Source organism: Halovulum marinum, from assembly GCF_009697225.1.
GTDB classification, from domain to species: Bacteria; Pseudomonadota; Alphaproteobacteria; order Rhodobacterales; family Rhodobacteraceae; genus Halovulum; species Halovulum marinum.
Genome location: NZ_WIND01000004.1, coordinates 195,564 through 213,387, shown reverse-complemented (window position 1 = coordinate 213,387; position 17,824 = coordinate 195,564). Strand labels below are relative to the sequence as shown.

The 17,824-nt window shown below is 67.4% G+C and carries 16 protein-coding genes, 1 tRNA gene and 1 pseudogene; 4 read left to right on the top strand and 14 right to left on the bottom strand.

Translation table 11 applies throughout. From position 1 onward, the window contains the following. The 4 genes and pseudogenes from GE300_RS08260 to GE300_RS08245 form a co-directional block, all read right to left on the bottom strand. Positions 1-1,089 (bottom strand): DUF475 domain-containing protein, encoded by a 1,089-nt coding sequence (locus GE300_RS08260; protein ID WP_154446071.1) that lies wholly within the window; start codon positions 1,087-1,089, stop codon positions 1-3. 1,181 nt (positions 1,090-2,270) lie between these two features. Further along, positions 2,271-2,531: pseudogene (locus GE300_RS08255) on the bottom strand (integrase core domain-containing protein); the annotation flags it as partial. Positions 2,532-2,640: 109 nt separating this feature from the next. Beyond that, positions 2,641-2,716, bottom strand: a tRNA-Ala gene (locus tag GE300_RS08250). 95 nt (positions 2,717-2,811) lie between these two features. Continuing rightward, positions 2,812-3,150, bottom strand: coding sequence for a TIGR02300 family protein (locus GE300_RS08245; RefSeq protein WP_154446069.1), 339 nt, complete (start codon positions 3,148-3,150; stop codon positions 2,812-2,814). A gap of 172 nt (positions 3,151-3,322) precedes the next feature. Between GE300_RS08245 and GE300_RS08240 the strand changes: the two genes are divergently transcribed. Next, positions 3,323-4,624, top strand: coding sequence for a polyhydroxyalkanoate depolymerase (locus GE300_RS08240; protein WP_154446068.1), 1,302 nt, complete (start codon positions 3,323-3,325; stop codon positions 4,622-4,624). Continuing rightward, entirely contained in the window at positions 4,621-5,340 is a 720-nt protein-coding gene (locus GE300_RS08235; protein ID WP_325063155.1) for a M48 family metallopeptidase, read from the top strand. The genes GE300_RS08240 and GE300_RS08235 overlap by 4 nt, the downstream gene beginning before the upstream one ends. 30 nt (positions 5,341-5,370) lie before the next feature. Here the strand turns inward: GE300_RS08235 and GE300_RS08230 are convergent, their stop codons facing one another. Further along, on the bottom strand, positions 5,371-5,940 hold the full coding sequence (locus GE300_RS08230) for an SH3 domain-containing protein (protein WP_233416872.1): 570 nt from the start codon (positions 5,938-5,940) through the stop codon (positions 5,371-5,373). A gap of 93 nt (positions 5,941-6,033) precedes the next feature. On the opposite strand from GE300_RS08230, the gene GE300_RS08225 reads away from it, so the two are divergent. Next, a complete protein-coding gene (locus GE300_RS08225) occupies positions 6,034-6,702 on the top strand; it encodes a GntR family transcriptional regulator (protein ID WP_154446066.1) in 669 nt (222 codons plus the stop codon). Between the two features lie 44 nt (positions 6,703-6,746). On the opposite strand, the gene lpdA is transcribed toward GE300_RS08225, so the two are convergent. Continuing rightward, entirely contained in the window at positions 6,747-8,135 is a 1,389-nt protein-coding gene (lpdA, locus tag GE300_RS08220; protein WP_154446065.1) for a dihydrolipoyl dehydrogenase, read from the bottom strand. A gap of 143 nt (positions 8,136-8,278) precedes the next feature. On the opposite strand from lpdA, the gene GE300_RS08215 reads away from it, so the two are divergent. Beyond that, the gene (locus tag GE300_RS08215; RefSeq protein ID WP_154446064.1) at positions 8,279-8,461 is read left to right on the top strand and encodes a hypothetical protein; all 183 of its coding nucleotides are present in this window, start codon (positions 8,279-8,281) and stop codon (positions 8,459-8,461) included. 11 nt (positions 8,462-8,472) lie between these two features. On the opposite strand, the gene GE300_RS08210 is transcribed toward GE300_RS08215, so the two are convergent. From GE300_RS08210 to mdh, 8 genes are all read right to left on the bottom strand, one after another. Beyond that, positions 8,473-8,868, bottom strand: coding sequence for an MAPEG family protein (locus GE300_RS08210; protein WP_154446063.1), 396 nt, complete (start codon positions 8,866-8,868; stop codon positions 8,473-8,475). Continuing rightward, on the bottom strand, positions 8,865-9,116 hold the full coding sequence (locus GE300_RS08205; protein WP_154446062.1) for a hypothetical protein: 252 nt from the start codon (positions 9,114-9,116) through the stop codon (positions 8,865-8,867). The genes GE300_RS08210 and GE300_RS08205 overlap by 4 nt, the downstream gene beginning before the upstream one ends. Positions 9,117-9,144: 28 nt before the next feature. Next, on the bottom strand, positions 9,145-10,719 hold the full coding sequence (gene odhB / locus GE300_RS08200) for a 2-oxoglutarate dehydrogenase complex dihydrolipoyllysine-residue succinyltransferase (protein WP_154446061.1): 1,575 nt from the start codon (positions 10,717-10,719) through the stop codon (positions 9,145-9,147). A 1-nt stretch (position 10,720) separates the two neighbouring features. Beyond that, entirely contained in the window at positions 10,721-13,678 is a 2,958-nt protein-coding gene (locus GE300_RS08195) for a 2-oxoglutarate dehydrogenase E1 component (protein ID WP_154446060.1), read from the bottom strand. A 396-nt stretch (positions 13,679-14,074) separates the two neighbouring features. Continuing rightward, positions 14,075-14,956: a succinate--CoA ligase subunit alpha gene (gene sucD, locus GE300_RS08190; protein WP_154446059.1), complete on the bottom strand. Its 882-nt coding sequence runs from the start codon at positions 14,954-14,956 to the stop codon at positions 14,075-14,077. 1 nt (position 14,957) lies between these two features. Beyond that, positions 14,958-15,149 carry a hypothetical protein gene (locus tag GE300_RS08185; RefSeq protein WP_154446058.1) on the bottom strand — a complete coding sequence of 64 codons (192 nt, stop codon included), beginning with the start codon at positions 15,147-15,149 and terminating at the stop codon, positions 14,958-14,960. Positions 15,150-15,306: 157 nt separating this feature from the next. Further along, positions 15,307-16,500, bottom strand: a complete 1,194-nt coding sequence (gene sucC / locus GE300_RS08180) for an ADP-forming succinate--CoA ligase subunit beta (RefSeq protein ID WP_154446057.1) — start codon at positions 16,498-16,500, stop codon at positions 15,307-15,309. Positions 16,501-16,803: 303 nt separating this feature from the next. After that, positions 16,804-17,766 (bottom strand): malate dehydrogenase, encoded by a 963-nt coding sequence (gene mdh / locus GE300_RS08175; RefSeq protein WP_154446056.1) that lies wholly within the window; start codon positions 17,764-17,766, stop codon positions 16,804-16,806. Positions 17,767-17,824: the final 58 nt, after the last annotated feature.

Here is a 17,824-nt window from a genome sequence, read left to right as displayed (position 1 = left end):
CTAGTGCCCGTTCGCCCGGTTCCAGCGGACCGAGGACCAAAGCGCCACGCCGATCAGCCCGGCGCCGCCGAGCCCGGTGATCACCTCGGGGATCTTGACCAGCGACTGGGCGAACATGATCACCGACAGCGCGAGGATCGCGTAGAACGCCCCGTGTTCCAGAAAGCGGTACTGGGTCAGCGTGCCCTTCTCGACCAGCATGATCGTCATCGAGCGCACATACATTGCGCCGATGCCGAGGCCGATGGCGATGACGAACAGGTTCTGGCTGAGCGCGAAGGCGCCGATCACCCCGTCGAACGAGAAGCTGGCGTCGAGCACCTCGAGGTACAGGAACGCGCCCAGCCCGCCGCGGGCGCCGGCGTGCAGCGCCTGGCGGCTGCTGTCCAGCAGCCCGCCCAGCACCTCGACCGTCAGGAACGTCACCAGCCCCCAGACCGCGGCCGTGAAGAACACCTGCTGGTTGCCGTCGTGCTGCAGCCGCGAGAAGCCGAGGATCAGCAGCAGCACCAGCAGCACCTCGATACCGCGGATCGAGGCCGAGCGGGCGATGTGGTTCTCGATCCAGCGCACCCAGTGCACGTCCTTCTCGTGGTCGAAGAAGAACGACAGGCCGACCATCATCAGGAAGCTGCCGCCGAAGGCCGCGATCGGCAGATGCGCCTCCTCCATGATGCGGGCGTATTCGCCGGGCTCGGCGGCGGCCAGCACCACGGCCTGCCACGGGCCGATGTTGGCGGCGATCACGACGATCAGCAGCGGGAACACGATGCGCATGCCGAACACCGCGATCAGGATCCCCCAGGTCAGGAACCGGCGCTGCCAGGCGGGCGTCATGTCCTTCAGCTTGTTGGCGTTGACGATGGCGTTGTCGAAGCTCAGCGAGATCTCGAGCACGGCGAGCACCGAGCAGATGAAGAAAATGGTGAGCGTGCCGCCCAGCGTGCCGGTGGTCTGCCAGCCGAGCAGGGCGCCCAAGCCCAGGCCCAGCACGGTGACGATGATCGCCCAGCGGAAATAGCGGAGAAGCGATGCCGACGACGCGCTCGCGCCGTCGGAACCCGCGGTCGGGGTGGCCGTATCCTGCATGTTCGAAAGTCGTTCCAGGCGGCTGGACAAGAACGCGGTTCCGACATCACGAAAGCGCCGCCACTTCCGCCAGAGGGGCCCGGTCACCGCACAGAAGCGCGCTTCTGCTGCTGCCGATGTAATGCCTGCGCGGCGGAAATCAACAACCCGATCGCCGGGCGGGGCGGGCGAATTGCCCCGGCGCAACGGCACGGCGGGCCCGGCGGCGTCGCGGCGGCGGAGGCGGCACCAGCGGCGGCGCATACCGTCATGGCAAGAAAGCCGCCGACCGCGGCTGCGGCGATAGGTCCGAACAGGATCGGGGCGGCACATGCCGGGTCATATCGGGGCCGAACGCCAGCCCCCGCAAGGCCGGGGTGCAGGCGATGCGGCATCGGTCGGGCGCGAGGTAGACAGCACCGAGAGCAAGCCAAACCGCGTCCGGGCTGTCGCGACCTGGCGCGCGAACCAGGCTCCGGCGCCATGCTATCCGGAATGAGGATGCGTTGCGCTGACCGGATGCCAGGATGGGCCTGCGCAGCCTTGGATGGCCGATCCTCGCGAGGGATTGCCGGGAAACCTGGAGATCATGCAGCTTCCGGAGGATCCCGGACCGATGTCGGATTGAATCCTAGCCCGGACTCGCGACCGGCAAGGATTGACCAGCTATGGCAGGAAGTCGCGGGTGATTGGTGGAGCCAAGGGGAGACGCTGATCTGTTGTTGATCCTGTTTGTTTTCAACTGCTTGTCAATACTGCACCGCTTTGGGTGTGACAATCCTCTGTAACACTTTCGGCACTCTCACCGCCCCCTGGTGCCACTGACACTCAGTAGTGTGCCCTGGTCGGAAGGGAGCTAGATCGGCTGGCCCGTTCGGTTCTGACCAAGCCTCGTAGTTGACACTGTCTTTCCGCCCACCGATCCTGCCAAAATGAGAGTACGCATCCTTAATGAAATCACCCGCCTTGAGTACTGAAGCGCTCGACAGGTCCGACGCTGATCTGAAATCCACTTCCTCACTCCTGACTTCAATCGCCGCACGGATACTGCAGGTGTCCGACCGGAAAGCATCAGTGGCACTTGGTGCGGCGACTAAGGCGCTCGCAGGTTCGGCCTTTGTTGCGGCGGTAACTGGGGCAGTGGGTTCTTTAGGTACGGCAGGAACCGGCGCGGCCATCGCGGGTGACCTGCCACTGAACTTTCATCCAGCGGGAACTGGAGCCCTTTGGGTTGATACGCCGATTGGCGCTGGTGGAGCAACCGACAGATGCGCGGAGTTTTCATGTGACGCAGCGCGGCTGTCGGTTGCGGTTAGCAGGTGCTCGGCGAACGCCTTTGGGGTCTGGCAACCGAGGGCGGAATGGGGCCTTTGCTCGTTGTAGTCGGCGGCCCAGGCGCGGATTGCGGAACGGGCATGGGCCATGTCGCGGAACATGGTCTCGTTCAAAAGCTCATCGCGCATGACCTGGCATCTTCTTGAGGCGCTCCACTGTAACACCTCAGCGTGACAACCTTTGGAGAACACCATTTAAAATCAGCAAGTTGCTGAACTTCTTCCTGATTTAGAGATTTGGTGGAGCCAAGGGGAGTCGAACCCCTGACCTCTTGCATGCCATGCAAGCGCTCTCCCAACTGAGCTATGGCCCCTGAATCACCCAGTGTTCGGGTGGGCGTGTCATAGGTGCGGCGTGTGCCGGGTGCAAGCCAAAAATGCGCCCGGCGCCGATCGCCCCCGCCCGCCTTCAGTTTTCGTCGTCGTCCTTCGAAACGTCGGCGATGTCCTCCAGATCGACGGAATCGTCGTCGTCATCGTCCAGCAGATCGCTGTCGATATCGACATCCGAATCGTCGTTGTCGTCCAGCACCACCGCGTCGTCCGACTCGGTTTCGCTGCTGGCCGCGACCGGCTCGGGCGCCTTCTTCTCGGGACGGATCGTGGCACCACCCTTCTTGGACAGCAGGCTCTCCAGGGAGAACACCGCGCCACAACTCGGGCAGGTCAGCGGATCGCGCTGCAGGTCGTAGAATCGAGTCGCGCAGGACGGGCAGACCCGTTTTACGCCCCATTCATCCTTCGGCATCAGGACTTCTCGCATCTGTGTCAGGCAAGGCACGCCCTCTGCCACAGCATGCGCGGCTTGTCAAACACGGAAGCCGACAGATTATTCACGCATGTGCGAAATGGCTTGATGCAGTGCAAAACCGACCCTAGTTTTGCAAGATGTACTATAAGCAAAGCATGTGAGGTCAGGTATGCTCTATCACGCCTACGAGATGACCCATGCCGCGATCTCGCCGATGCGCAACGCCGCGCGCATGACCCGCGACATGTTGATCAGCCCGCTGAACCCGATGGCTGACAGCCAGCCGGCCCGGACCACCGCCGCGATGTGCGAGATGTTCATCTCGGCCACCCGCCGCTACGGCAAGCCGGAATGGGATCTGAGGCCGGTGACGATCGACGGCATCGAGACCGAGGTCGAGCCCGAGGTCGTCTACGAGATGCCGTTCTGCAACCTGCTGCGGTTCCGCCGCGAGGGGGCGCATGTCGCGCGGCGCAACGATCCCAGGGTGCTGATCATCGCGCCGATGTCCGGGCACTACGCGACGCTGCTGCGCGGCACCGTGCAGTCGATGGTCGCCGAGCACGAGGTCTACGTCACCGACTGGACCGACGCGCGCGACGTGCCGGTCAGCGAGGGGCGGTTCGATCTCGAGGATTTCACCGAGTACCTGATCGAGTTCTGCCAGTTCCTGGGCGAGGACGGCACCCGCCCGGCGGTGATGGGCGTCTGCCAGCCCGGGGTGCCGGCGCTGGTCGCCGCCACCCTGATGGCGATGGACGAGGATCCGGCGCGGCCGTCGTCGCTGACGCTGATGGGCTCGCCGATCGACACCGCCTGCAACCCGAAGAAACCGAACGAGCTGGCGACGCAGCATCCGCTGGGCTGGTTCGAGCGCAATGTCGTCACCCAGGTGCCGTGGCCGAACAAGGGCTTCCTGCGGCGGGTGTACCCCGGCTTCCTGCAGCTGACCGGCTTCATGGCGATGAACCTGGACCGGCATACCGACGCGCATGTGCAGCACTTCAACAACCTGGTGAAGGGCGACGGCGACGGCGCCGCCGCGCACCGGCGGTTCTATGACGAATACATGGCGGTGATGGACCTGGCCGCCGAGTTCTACCTGCAGACGATCGAGCGGGTGTTCCAGAAGCGCCAGCTGGCCACCGGCCGCTACGAGCACCGCGGCCAGCGCATCGATCCGGGCGTGATCACCGACATCGCCGTGCTCACCGTCGAGGGCGAGCGCGACGACATCACCGGACTGGGCCAGACCGAGGCGGCGCATCGCCTGCTGACCGGGTTGCCCGAGACGCTGCGCGCGCACCATGTGCAGGCCAGGGTCGGCCATTACGGCGTGTTCAACGGATCGCGCTGGCGCGGCGAGATCCAGCCCCGCATCCGCGACTTCATCCGCGCGAACTACGCCGACGAGAGCGCGGCCGACGAGAGCGCGCGCGACGACAAGGTCGCGCGGTTCCCCGCCGCGTGATCGCGCGGCTGCGCGCCCGCGCCGACCCGCCGCCGGCCGAGCTGCGGCTGGACGACCCGCCGGTGCGGGTCGCGGTGCGCCAGCATGCCCGTGCGCGGCGGCTGACGTTGCGTCTGTCCGCCAACGACGGCGCGCTGACCCTGACCGCCCCGCGCCACGCCACCGGTGCGGACGTGCGCGGCTTTCTCGACGCCCACCGGGACTGGATCGCCAAGCGGCTGGCGGTGCTGCCGCAAGCGCAGATGCCGGCCCCGGGCCTGCCGCTGGACGTCGGCGACGAGCGCCTCGTGCTGCGCGCGGGGCAGGGGCGGCGCGTGGTGCGGCGCGGCGACGAACTGTTCGTTCCGGGCGCGGAGGCGCGCTTCCGCGGCGCCCTGCAGGCGTGGCTGAAGGAGCAGGCCCGGGCGCGGGCGCTGGAGGCGCTGGACCGCCACAGCGCGGCGCTGGGGCGCCGCTATGCCGGGCTGACGCTGCGCGATACCCGCTCGCGCTGGGGATCGTGTACCGCGCAGGGCAACATCATGCTGTCCTGGCGGCTGGTGCTGGCCCCGTCGGAGGTGCTGGATTATGTCGCGGCGCACGAGGTGGCGCATCTGGCCGAGATGAACCATTCCCCGGCCTACTGGCGGGTGCTGGAGGGGCTGATGCCGCAGTACGCCGGCCCGCGCGACTGGCTGCGCACGCATGGCGCGCAGCTGCATCGCTATCGGTTCTGAGGCCGCTCCGAGGCCGCGCGCGCGGGCGGTTCAGTTCGCCGCCAGTTGCTCGGGGGTGCGGAAATAGCGGCCGTGGACCCAGCCTTCGTCGCCATCGGGCGTCAGGATCTGCACCCAGACGCCATCGGTCTCGCCGGTGACGAGCAGTTCCTGGCCGCTGTTGCCGCGGCCGACGACCGCGAAGCGGGTGCCGGGCCCGGCGCGCAGGTTCACCGCCTGGGCGGTCACGCGGCCCTTCTCCAGCAGGTCCTGAGGTTCGGGCTGGATCGGGGACATGCCCGAGGAATCGCCGACATTGGTGAACACCACCTTCTCGAGCTTGGCCGGCTTGATCTGCGGCAACCGGGACGCGCGCGGCGCGGCGTCGGCGGTCTCGGCCGGGACCTCGGCGAATGCGGGCGTGGCAGTCACGCTCAGCGCGCGCTCCTGCGCCATCGTCTCGCGCATGATGCTCTCGGCCGCGCTGTCGGCAGCGGCCGCCAGCAGAACCGGTTCGTCCGACGCTCCCGGCGCATCGAATTCGGCACCGGCAAGCAGCACGGCACCGCCGACGACGCTTGCCGTCGTCCAGTTGATGATGTCGGAATAAAAGTCCGCCATTGTCTTTCCCCACCCCGTATTGACAGTACCAGATAGCGGCCCGATCCTCATCGATTCTTGTACGGCATCCCTAGGGTGACTAGCGTTACGAATATGCACACTTCAGGGCCGTTTCAGTCAGAACGTGGTCAACGGGATAAAGGTTCCACCAATCACGACCTGATTTACCGCAGGTTGCGCTCGCGCGTGCTTCACGGAGAAGTGCTGCCCGGCGAGGCGATGACGCTGCGCGGCGTCGCCGCCGAGTTCGGCGTCAGCATGACCCCGGCGCGCGAGGCGATCCGGCGGCTGGCCGCGGAAGGCGCTCTGACGCTGTCGAGCACCGGGCGGATCACGACGCCGGTGTTGTCGAACGAGCGGATCGAGGAACTGGCCGCGTTGCGCGCCCTGCTGGAGCCGGAACTGTCCTCGCGCGCGCTGCCGCGGGCGCACGCGGCGATGATCGACCGGATGGAGGATCTGAACCGGCAGATCCACGACGTGCTGGCCTCGGGCGATGCGGTCAACTATGTGCGGCTGAACCTGGAATTCCACCGGGTGCTGTACCTGCGCGCGCAGGCCCCGGCGATGCTGGCGCTGGCCGAGTCGGTCTGGCTGCAGCTGGGCCCGTCGATGCGGGCGCTGTACTCCGAGAAGCGGCGCGACGTCGTGACCGAGAGCCACGGCAAGATCATCGCGGCGCTGCGCGCCGGCGATGAGCCGGGGCTGCGGGTGGCGGTGCGGGCCGACGTCACCGGCGGCCTGCGGATGCTGCTGAGCTGAGGCGGCGGCCGGGGGCGCGGCGCGCACGCCCCCTGTGCCGCGGGTCAGGCGTGGATCGCGCCGTCGCCGCAGGCCAGCGCCGCCTCGCGCACCGCCTCCGAGAAGGTCGGGTGCGCGTGGCAGGTGCGGGCGATGTCCTCGGCGGCGGCGCCGAACTCCATGCCGACGCAGATCTCGTGGATCAGATCGCCGGCGTAGGGGCCGATGATGTGCGCGCCCAGCACCCGGTCGGTCTGCTTGTCGGCAAGGATCTTCACGAACCCGTCGCCGGCGAAGAAGGACTTGGCGCGCGCGTTGCCCATGAACGGGAACTTGCCGACCTTGTAGGCGCGGCCCTCGTCCTTCAGCTGCTCTTCGGTCTGGCCGACCGCGGCGACCTCGGGGAAGGTGTAGATCACGCTGGGGATGACGCCGTAGTTCACATGCCCGGCCTGGCCGGCGATGCGCTCGGCCACGGCCATGCCCTCGTCCTCGGCCTTGTGCGCCAGCATCGGGCCGGTGACGACGTCGCCGATCGCCCAGATGCCCTCGACCCCGGTGGACAGGTGCGCGTCCACCTTGACCTGGCCGCGGTCGGTCAGCGAAACGCCGGCGTTCTCCAGCCCGAGCCCCTCGGTGTAGGGCTTGCGGCCGGTCGCGACCAGCACCACGTCGGCATCGACCGTCGTCTCGGTCTCGGCCTTCCGGCTCTGGTAGGTGACCTTGAGCTTGCTCTTGAGCTTCTCGACCGACTGCACTGCGGCGCCCATCACGAACTCCAGCCCCTGCTTCTTCAGCATCCGCTGGAAGGTCTTCTGCACCTCGCCGTCCATGCCCGGCGTGACGTGGTCGAGGAACTCGAACACCGTGACCTGCGCGCCCAGGCGCGCATAGACCGAGCCCAGCTCGAGCCCGATCACGCCGGCGCCGATCACCACCATCTTGTCGGGCACCGATTTCAGCTCCAGCGCGCCGGTCGACGTGACCACGCGCTCCTCGTCGACCTCGACGCCCTGCAGCGCCGCCGGCTCGGAGCCGGTGGCGATGACGATGTGCTTCGCCTCGTGCACCTCGTCGCCGACCTTGACCTTGCCCCTGGCCTCGATGGTGCCGTGGCCCTGCAGCCAGTCCACCTTGTTCTTCTTGAACAGGAATTCGATGCCCTTGGTGTTCGAATCGACGGTGGACTGCTTGTAGGCCAGCAGCTTCGGCATATCGACCGAGGGCTTGGCGCCGACCAGGCCCATCTCGTCGAAATGGGTGTGGGCGTCGTGGTACTGGTGGCTGGCGTGCAGCATCGCCTTGGACGGGATGCAGCCCACGTTCAGGCAGGTGCCGCCCAGCGTGTCGCGCGACTCGACGCAGGCGGTCTTGAGCCCCAGCTGCGCGCAGCGGATTGCGCAGACATAGCCGCCGGGCCCCGCGCCGATCACGATCACGTCGTAGCTTGCCATCCTGTCTCCTTTCACCGGCGCAGGCCGGAATTGCGTTCCGTCGTCAGAATTCCAGGCAACTCACCGCGGAATTGCCATCTTGTCTACATCAAGCGGGCACCGTTTGCGGACATAGAGGGGCCGACGGCAAGGGAGCACATCACATGACCTTCGTGAACCGGGACACCGCGACAAAGCTGCTGACGCTCTGCCTGATCGTGGTGGGCGGCAAGTTCGTCCTCCACCTGCACGAAGCGGTCGCGTTCATCGAGGCGCCGCAGGATGCCGTTGCGCCGGCAGCGACCGCAGCCGATCCGGTCTACGCGCTGGCCGGGGATATGGACTGAGGGCCGGACGCTCAAAACAGCGACGCCAGCAACATCAGGACCGTGGCGCCGAACCCGGCGAGCCAGACCAGCGACCGCCACGGCGACAGGCCGAAGGCATAGGCCGGCACATAGGCGATCCGCGCCGCAAGATAGACCCAGGCGCAGATGCGGGTCAGCGGCGTGCTGCCGTCGCTCAGCGCGATCACCAGCACCGCGATGGTGAACAGGATCAGCCCCTCGAAGTGATTGCCCAACGCACGGTGCAGCCGCGCCGTGGTCGGAGACAGAAGCCCGGCAAGGTCGTCGTCCCGCGGCCCGAAGGTGCGGGCCGTGCCCAGTTCCAGGTTCGCGGGAACGGACATCAGCGCGTATTGCACCACCTGCCAAAGCGCGGCGAGGGTCAGGACGGTCAGTTCGGTGGTCATCTGCGTGTCTGTGGCGGTTTCTGTGCCGGTGGCGCGTGCGGATCGTCTGCACGGGCGCGCCACTCCTCCGCGCAGTGCGGACGATCAATGATCGAGACATCGAGTTCATCATCGACCGCAACCGCATAAAGGACCGAACCGTTCCGCACCGTGACGGCAAGGCCGGTGGAGCCGTGCAGCTTCGCGGTCTCCACCATCATGCCCTCTGGAAGACGGGTCGCGCGTCCGGACAGCGCAGGTTTATCCACGGCCAGCTCCGTTCACCACCACGGGCGCCTACAGGTCCATCAGCAGGCGGCGGGGATCTTCCAGCGCCTCCTTCACCCGCACCAGGAAGGTCACGGCGCCCTTGCCGTCGACGACCCGGTGGTCGTAGCTGAGCGCCAGGTACATCATCGGCCGGATGACGATCTGGCCGCCCACGACCATCGGGCGGTCCTGGATCTTGTGCATGCCCAGGATGCCGGACTGCGGCGGGTTCAGGATCGGCGAGGACATCAGCGAGCCGTAGACGCCGCCGTTCGAGATGGTGAAGCTGCCGCCCTGCATCTCGGCCATCGACAGCTTGCCGTCGCGGGCCTTGGCGCCAAGCTCGTTGATGCGCTTCTCGATGTCGGCAAAGCCCATCCGGTCGGCATCGCGGACCACCGGCACCACCAGCCCCGAGGGCGTGCCCACGGCGATGCCCATGTGGACGTAGTTCTTGTAGACGACGTCGGTGCCGTCGATCTCGGCGTTGACCTCGGGAACCTCCTTCAGCGCGTGGCAGCAGGCCTTGGTGAAGAACGACATGAACCCCAGCTTCACGCCGTGCTTCTTCTGGAACAGGTCCTTGTACTCGTTGCGCAGCTCCATCACCCCGGTCATGTCGACCTCGTTGTAGGTGGTCAGCATGGCGGCGGTGTTCTGCGCGTCCTTCAGGCGGCGGGCGATGGTCTGGCGCAGGCGGGTCATGCGCACCCGCTCCTCGCGCGCGGCGTCGTCGGCCGAGACCGGGCCGCGCGGCACCTGCGCCGGCTGCGGCGCGGGCGGCGCGGACGCCGGGGCCTCGGCCTTCTGGCCGGGCTGGGCGCGCAGCGCGTCCTCCTTCATCACCCGGCCGTCCTTGCCGGTGCCCTGGACCTGCGACGGGTCGAGCCCCTTTTCCTCGAGGATCTTGCGCGCCGAGGGGGCGTGCTCGATGTCCTTGCCACTGGCCCTGGCCTGCTGGCTTGCGGCGGCGGGCTGCGAGGACTTCGGCGCGCTTTCGCCCGGGGCCGCGCCGGCCGAGATCACCGCCAGCTTGCCGCCGGCCTCGACCGTGGCGCCGTCCTGGGCGACGATCTCGGCCAGATAGCCGGCCGCGGGGGCGGGCACCTCGACCGAGACCTTGTCGGTCTCCAGCTCGCACAGCATCTCGTCGGCCTCGACCGCGTCGCCGACCTTCTTGAACCAGGTGGCGACGGTCGCCTCGGTCACGCTTTCGCCCAGCGCGGGCACCATCACGTCGACGCTGGTGCCGCTGTCCTCGTCCGCGGCCGGTGCGGCCTCGGGCTCGGCTTCGGTTTCGGCTTCGGGGGCGGCCGCACTGGCGTCGTCGGCCTTCGGCGCCGGCTTCGCCTCGCCGTTCGAGGCGCCTTCGGCGACCGTGGCCAGCAGCGCGTCGACGCCGACGGTGTCGCCTTCGTTGGCGACGATCTCCTCCAGGGTGCCGGAGACCGACGACGGCACCTCGACGGTCACCTTGTCGGTTTCCAGCTCGCACAGCATCTCGTCGACCGCGACGGCGTCGCCCGGTTTCTTGAACCAGGTGGCGACGGTCGCCTCGGTCACGCTTTCGCCCAGGGTGGGCACGCGAATCTCAGCCATCAGTTCAGTCCTTCTTGCCTGTCAGGGCGTCGTTCACCAACGCGTCCTGCTGTGCCTTGTGCTGTTTGGCCAGCCCCGTCGCCGGCGAGGCCGCGGCGGCGCGGCCCGCGTAGGCGGGGCGTTTCCATTTCGAGCCGATGCGGCCCAGCACCCATTCGACGTTGGGCTCGACGAAGGTCCAGGCGCCCTGGTTCTTGGGCTCTTCCTGGCACCAGACCACCTCGGCCTCGGGAAAGCGCTTCAGCTCGCCCACCAGGCTCTGCGCCGGGAACGGGTAGAACTGTTCCAGCCGCAGCAGGTACACGTCCTCCAGCCCCTGCTCGTCGCGCGCCTCCAGCAGGTCGTAGTACACCTTGCCCGAGCAGATCACGACCCGGCGGATCTTGTCGTCCGGCGCCAGCACCGTGTCCGAATTGCCCTGCTGGGCATCGTCCCACAGGCAGCGGTGGAAGCTGGAGCCGGTGGACATCTCCTCGAGCGTCGAGACCGCCTTCTTGTGCCGCAGCAGCGATTTCGGCGTCATCAGCACCAGCGGCTTGCGGAAGCTGCGGTGCAGCTGCCGGCGCAGGATGTGGAAGTAGTTCGCCGGGGTGGTGCAGTTGGCGACGATCCAGTTGTCCTCGGCGCAAAGCTGCAGGAACCGCTCCAGCCGGGCGGAGCTGTGCTCCGGGCCCTGGCCCTCGTAGCCGTGCGGGAGCAGCATCACCAGGCCGGACATGCGCAGCCACTTCTTCTCGCCCGACGAGATGAACTGGTCGATCATGATCTGCGCGCCGTTGACGAAGTCGCCGAACTGCGCCTCCCAAAGGGTCAGGGCGTTCGGCTCGGCCAGCGAATAGCCGTACTCGAAGCCCAGCACGGCGTATTCCGACAGCATCGAGTCGACCGCCTCGTAGGCGGCCTGCCCCGACTTGATGTGGTTGAGCGGCAGGTAGCGCTCCTCGGTTTCCTGGTCGATGATGCCCGAGTGCCGCTGGCTGAACGTGCCGCGGGTGGAATCCTGGCCCGACAGCCGCACCGGATAGCCCTCGGCCAGCAGGGTGCCGAAGGCCAGCGCCTCGGCCGTGGCCCAGTCGATGCCGGTGCCGTTGTCGATCATCTCCTGCTTGGATTTCAGCATCCGCTCGACGGTGCGGTGCGGCTTGAACCCCTCGGGCAGGCGGGTCAGCGCGGCGCCGACCTCCTTCAGGCGGGACAGCTTCACCGCAGTCTTGCCGCGCTGGTACTTCTCGCCCTGCTTGTCGAGGTGCGACCAGCGGCCGTCCAGCCAGTCGGCCTTGTTCGGCTTGTATTCCTTGCCGGTCTCGAATTCCTCGTTCAGATGCGCCTGGAAGGCGGCCTTCATGTCGTCGATCTCGCCCTCGGGGATCAGCCCGTCGCGGATCAGCCGCTCGGTGTACAGCTGCAGCGTGGTCTTGTGGGTCTTGATCGCCTTGTACATCAGCGGCTGGGTGAACATCGGCTCGTCACCCTCGTTGTGGCCGAAGCGGCGGTAGCAGAACATGTCGATGACGACGTCCTTGCCGAACTTCTGCCGGTACTCGGTGGCGACCTTGGCGGCATGCACGCAGGCCTCGGGGTCGTCGCCGTTGACGTGGAAGATCGGCGCCTCGACCATCAGCGCGATGTCGGTCGGGTACGGGCTGGAGCGCGAGTTGTGCGGCGCGGTGGTGAAGCCGATCTGGTTGTTCACCACGATGTGGATCGTGCCGCCCGTCCGGTGGCCCTTCAGCCCCGACAGACCGAAGCACTCCGCCACCACGCCCTGTCCGGCGAAGGCCGCGTCGCCGTGCAGCAGCACCGGCAGGACCTGGGTGCGGTCGCTGTCGTTCAGCTGCGCCTGCTTGGCGCGGGCCTTGCCGATCACCACCGGGTTCACCGCCTCGAGGTGGCTGGGGTTCGCGGTCAGCGACAGGTGCACGACGTTGCCGTCGAATTCCCGGTCCGAGGACGCGCCGAGGTGGTACTTGACGTCGCCCGAGCCTTCGACTTCCTCCGGCTTGAAGCTGCCGCCCTGGAACTCGTTGAAGATCGCCTTGTAAGGCTTGCCCATCACGTTCGCCAGCACGCTCAGCCGGCCCCGGTGCGGCATGCCGACGATGATCTCCTTCACGCCCAGGCTGCCGCCGCGCTTGATGATCTGCTCCATCGCCGGGATCAGCGCCTCGCCGCCGTCCAGGCCGAAGCGCTTGGTGCCGGTGTACTTGACGTGCAGGAACTTCTCGAAGCCCTCGGCCTCGACCAGCTTGTTCAGGATCGCCTTGCGGCCCTCGCGGGTGAAGGCGATCTCCTTGCCGTAGCCCTCGATGCGTTCCTTCAGCCAGGCGGCCTGCTCGGGGTCCGAGATGTGCATGTACTGCAGCGCGAAGGTGCCGCAGTAGGTGCGCTTGAGGATCTCGAGGATCTGGCGCAGCGTCGCCATCTCCAGCCCCAGCACCATGTCGATGAAGATCGGCCGGTCTATGTCCGCGTCCGAGAACCCGTAGGTCTTCGGGTCCAGTTCGGGGTGCTCGGTCGGCTCGGTCAGGTTCAGCGGGTCCAGGTCCGCCGCCAGGTGGCCGCGGATGCGGTAGGCGCGGATCAGCATCAGCGCCCGCAGGCTGTCGACCACGGCGCGCTTGATCTGCTGCTCGCTGACCTCGACGCCGGTCTCGGCGGCCCTGGCGCCGATCTTCCGGCTTGCGTGCGCGACCGGGTCCTCGGCCCACTGCCCGTCCAGCGCGGCGGTCAGCTCGTCGTTCGGCGCGGGCGGCCAGTCGGTCCGCGCCCAGGACGGGCCGCGGGCCTCGCGGCGGACATCGCCCTCGTCGTCGGCCAGGGCGGCGAAGAACTGGCGCCAGCTCTCGTCGACGGCGTGCGGGTCCTGCGCGTAGCGGGCGTAAAGCTGGTCGACATAGGCGGCGTTGTGTCCCTGCAGGAAGGACGAGGAACGGAACGCCTCGTTCGGGGATTGGTCGGTCATTTCGGGGCTCCTGGTATCGTGGCGCCGCTGTCGCCGGTGCGGGTGTCAGGCCGTGGCATGGACGGGCTCCCTTTCCTCGAAGCGATCGCCGGTGCGCGAAGGCTCGCGCCGGCAGGCATCGCCTACCTTGGCACGCGCACTGTCTGGGGAACAGGCGCAGCACGCCGCCGGCGGCACAGGGTGCCGGCCGGTGTTCCGCGCTGCCGGAACGTCGGGCGGGGTCCGCCGGAACGGTCCGGCGCGCGCGGCCCTGCCGGTGCGGCAGCAGTCCGGGACGTTCGACCGGCGCCCGCGGCCGCGCTTCGGCGGCGCGGGTGCGGCGTTGATCGTGTCGAGACCGGCGAACCGGCGCGTGTCCGAGACCAGCGTCATGGCGCAGGCCCCTCCCTGATGTGACTAGCCGATGGCCTTCAGCACCGCGTCGCCCAGCCCCGCGGGGCTGTCCGCGACCACGAAGCCGGCGGATTTCATCGCCTCGATCTTGTCCTCGGCGCCGCCCTTGCCGCCGGCGACGATGGCGCCGGCGTGACCCATGCGGCGCCCCGGAGGCGCGGTGCGGCCGGCGATGAACCCGGCGATCGGCTTGGCGCGGCCGCGCTTGGCCTCGTCCCTGATGAACTGCGCGGCCTCTTCCTCGGCGGCGCCGCCGATCTCGCCGATCATGATGATCGACTGGGTCTCGTCATCGGCCAGCAGCAGCTCCAGCGCGTCGATGTGCTCCATGCCCTTGATCGGGTCGCCGCCGATGCCGATGCAGGTCGACTGGCCCAGCCCGGCGGCGGTGGTCTGCGCCACCGCCTCGTAGGTCAGGGTGCCCGAGCGGCTGACCACGCCGACGCTGCCGCGGCGGTGGATGTGGCCCGGCATGATGCCGATCTTGCAGGCGTCCGGGGTGATGACGCCGGGGCAGTTCGGGCCGATCAGGGTCGAGTTCGAACCTTCCAGCGCGCGCTTGACCTTCATCATGTCCAGCACCGGGATGCCCTCGGTGATGCAGACGATCAGCTCCATCTCGGCGTCGATGGCCTCGAGGATCGCGTCGGCGGCGAAGCTGGGCGGCACGTAGATGGCGGTGGCGTCGGCCGTCGTCGCGGCGCGGGCCTCGGCCACGGTGTCGAACACCGGCAGGCCGATGTGGGTGCTGCCGCCCTTTCCGGGCGTCACGCCGCCGACCATCCTGGTGCCGTAGGCGATCGCCTGTTCGGAGTGGAACGTGCCCTGCGAGCCGGTCAGGCCCTGGCAGATCACGCGGGTATTTTCATCGACGAGTACGGCCATTTCAGTTTGTCCTTGCCAAGCGGTAGAGGTAGATCTTCTCCATTGTCACACTTGCTGCATAAGCAATGGCTTCTTCCCGTGCGACTTCGATCGATACTTTCCGGCATTCACTTATCTTTTGAGCCAACTGCTCGGTTGCACTAAGGCATCGACCTCGGGCAATAAGCCATCCTGCATCGTGCATATTGTCCATTAGAGGTTCGATCCGTTTCGCTTCGTTCTCGGTGCAAACAATCATCGGGCCCGCGGCAACGGCCTCTTCGGAAGCACATTTCGCGATTAGGCTCGTAGGCAGTATGCAGCCAAATGCTGTGGCCAGACCTGCAACTGTAGCATTCCGAAGCAATCAGCTACCCCTTCACCGCCTTGACGATCTTCTCGGCCGCGTCCGACAGGTCGTCGGCGGCGATCACGTCGAGGCCGGAGCCGTTGATGATCTCCTTGCCCTTCTCGACGTTGGTGCCTTCCAGGCGGACCACCAGCGGCACCTGCAGGCCGACTTCCCTGACCGCGGCGACCACGCCTTCGGCGATCACGTCGCAGCGCATGATGCCGCCGAAGATGTTGACCAGGATGCCCTTCACGTTGCTGTCCGAGGTGATGATCTTGAACGCCTCGGTCACCTTGTCCTTGGTGGCGCCGCCGCCGACGTCCAGGAAGTTCGCCGGCTCGGCGCCGTAGAGCTTGATGATGTCCATGGTGGCCATCGCCAGGCCGGCGCCGTTGACCATGCAGCCGATCTCGCCGTCGAGGGCGATGTAGTTCAGGTCGAACTTCGAGGCGGCCAGTTCCTTCGGGTCTTCCTCGGTCTCGTCGCGCAGCGCCAGGATGGCGGGCTGGCGGTAGAGCGCGTTCGAATCGAACCCCATCTTGGCGTCGAGGCACTTGAGGGTGCCGTCGGTGGTGACGATCAGCGGGTTGATCTCGAGCATCTCCATGTCGCGCTCGATGAACATCCTGTAGAGCGTGTTGACCAGCGCCACGCACTGCTTGACCTGCTGGCCCTGCAGGCCCAGGGCGAAGGCGACGCGGCGGCCGTGGAAGCCCGAGATGCCGCTGGCCGGATCGACCGAGAAGCTGAGGATCTTGTCGGGCGTGTTGGCGGCGACCTGCTCGATGTCCATGCCGCCCTCGGTCGAGCAGACGAAGGACACCCGCGACGAGCCGCGGTCGACCAGCAGCGCCAGGTACAGTTCGCGCTCGATGTCCGAGCCGTCCTCGATGTAGATGCGGTTGACCTGCTTGCCGGCGGGGCCGGTCTGGTGCGTGACCAGGGTGCGGCCCAGCATCTTCTGCGCCTCTTCGGCGGCCTCCTCGACCGACCTGGCCAGGCGCACGCCGCCCTTCTCGCCGGCCTGGGCCTCCTTGAAGCTGCCCTTGCCGCGGCCGCCGGCGTGGATCTGCGCCTTGACCACCCAGAGCGGCCCGTCGAGCTGGCTTGCGGCGGTCTTGGCTTCCTCGGCGCGCGTCACCGGAACGCCTTCGGACACCGGGGCGCCGTATTCGCGAAGAAGCTGCTTGGCCTGGTACTCGTGGATGTTCATGGGTAGCCGGTCCTCTCGATCTTCGACCCGGCGGCTGCTCCCCCCGGGATCGTTGACACCTCCCTTAGGCATAGGGGGACCAGCCTGCAAAGCAAATTCGGGCCGTTGGCGGGGGTTCGCGCGCCAATTTCCGAGAATGTGATCACATAAAAATTCGGTGTGATCACAAATTAATGAAACGTTATGCGTCTTCGGCCGGAAAGGCATTCCGTGGCGGAGGGAGCAGGAGAATCGGGGGCCGCGGACGGCCGGGTGCGCCAGGGCGCGCGGCGCGGCCGGAACGGGCCGCGCCGCCGGGCGCCGTCACGCCAGCGTGTCGTCGATTTCCTTGCAGGCCGCGACCAGGCCCTTCACCGCGTCGATCGACTTGTCGAGCATCGCCTTCTCGTCGCGGTCCAGCTTGATCTCGACCACCTTCTCGATGCCGCCCGCGCCGATCACCGTCGGCACGCCGACGTAGAGGCCCTTCAGGCCGTAGGCGCCGTTCACCTCGGCGGCGCAGGGCAGGACGCGCTTCTGGTCCTTCAGATAGGCTTCGGCCATCTCGATGGCCGCGGCGGCCGGGGCGTAGAACGCCGAGCCGGTGCCCAGCAGCTTGACGATCTCGGCGCCGCCGTCGCGGGTGCGCTGCACGATGGCGTCGATCTTCTCCTGGCTCGACCAGCCCATCTCGACCAGGTCCGGCAGCGGAATGCCGGCGACGGTGGAATAGCGGGTCAGCGGCACCATGGTGTCGCCGTGGCCGCCCAGCACGAACGCCGACACGTCCTTGACCGAGACGGCGAATTCCTCGGCCAGGAAATAGCGGAACCGGGCGCTGTCGAGGATCCCGGCCATGCCGCAGACCTTGTTCGCGGGCAGGCCCGAGAACTTCTGCAGCGCCCAGACCATCGCGTCGAGCGGGTTGGTGATGCAGATCACGAAGGCATCCGGGGCGTGCGTGGCGATGCCCTCGCCGACGGATTTCATAACCTTCAGGTTGATGCCCAGCAGGTCGTCGCGGCTCATGCCCGGCTTGCGCGGCACGCCGGCGGTGACGATGCACACGTCCGCGCCGGCGATGTCGGCGTAGTCGTTGGTGCCCTTGAGGCTGGCGTCATAGCCGTCAACCGGCGAGCTTTCGGCGATGTCCAGCGCCTTGCCCTGCGGCGTGCCCTCGGCGATGTCGAACAGGACAACGTCGCCAAGCTCCTTCATCGCGGCGAGGTGAGCCAGGGTTCCCCCGATCTGGCCCGCCCCGATAAGCGCGATTTTGGCTCGTGCCATGGTGATCTCTCCGGTACAGGTTGCGTCGGGGCCTTGGCGTATCGGCAAAACCCCGGTA

What these genes read in the sequence shown, in the direction of transcription:
- GE300_RS08230 (WP_233416872.1), bottom strand. Translation starts at nt 5,940, where the DNA reads ATGGCGGACTTTTATTCCGACATCATCAACTGGACGACGGCAAGCGTC.
- GE300_RS08225 (WP_154446066.1), top strand. Translation starts at nt 6,034, where the DNA reads ATGCACACTTCAGGGCCGTTTCAGTCAGAACGTGGTCAACGGGATAAA.
- sucC (WP_154446057.1), bottom strand. Translation starts at nt 16,500, where the DNA reads ATGAACATCCACGAGTACCAGGCCAAGCAGCTTCTTCGCGAATACGGC.
- GE300_RS08260 (WP_154446071.1), bottom strand. Translation starts at nt 1,089, where the DNA reads ATGCAGGATACGGCCACCCCGACCGCGGGTTCCGACGGCGCGAGCGCG.
- lpdA (WP_154446065.1), bottom strand. Translation starts at nt 8,135, where the DNA reads ATGGCAAGCTACGACGTGATCGTGATCGGCGCGGGGCCCGGCGGCTAT.
- sucD (WP_154446059.1), bottom strand. Translation starts at nt 14,956, where the DNA reads ATGGCCGTACTCGTCGATGAAAATACCCGCGTGATCTGCCAGGGCCTG.
- GE300_RS08240 (WP_154446068.1), top strand. Translation starts at nt 3,323, where the DNA reads ATGCTCTATCACGCCTACGAGATGACCCATGCCGCGATCTCGCCGATG.
- mdh (WP_154446056.1), bottom strand. Translation starts at nt 17,766, where the DNA reads ATGGCACGAGCCAAAATCGCGCTTATCGGGGCGGGCCAGATCGGGGGA.
- GE300_RS08185 (WP_154446058.1), bottom strand. Translation starts at nt 15,149, where the DNA reads ATGGACAATATGCACGATGCAGGATGGCTTATTGCCCGAGGTCGATGC.
- GE300_RS08195 (WP_154446060.1), bottom strand. Translation starts at nt 13,678, where the DNA reads ATGACCGACCAATCCCCGAACGAGGCGTTCCGTTCCTCGTCCTTCCTG.
- GE300_RS08210 (WP_154446063.1), bottom strand. Translation starts at nt 8,868, where the DNA reads ATGACCACCGAACTGACCGTCCTGACCCTCGCCGCGCTTTGGCAGGTG.
- GE300_RS08215 (WP_154446064.1), top strand. Translation starts at nt 8,279, where the DNA reads ATGACCTTCGTGAACCGGGACACCGCGACAAAGCTGCTGACGCTCTGC.
- GE300_RS08245 (WP_154446069.1), bottom strand. Translation starts at nt 3,150, where the DNA reads ATGCCGAAGGATGAATGGGGCGTAAAACGGGTCTGCCCGTCCTGCGCG.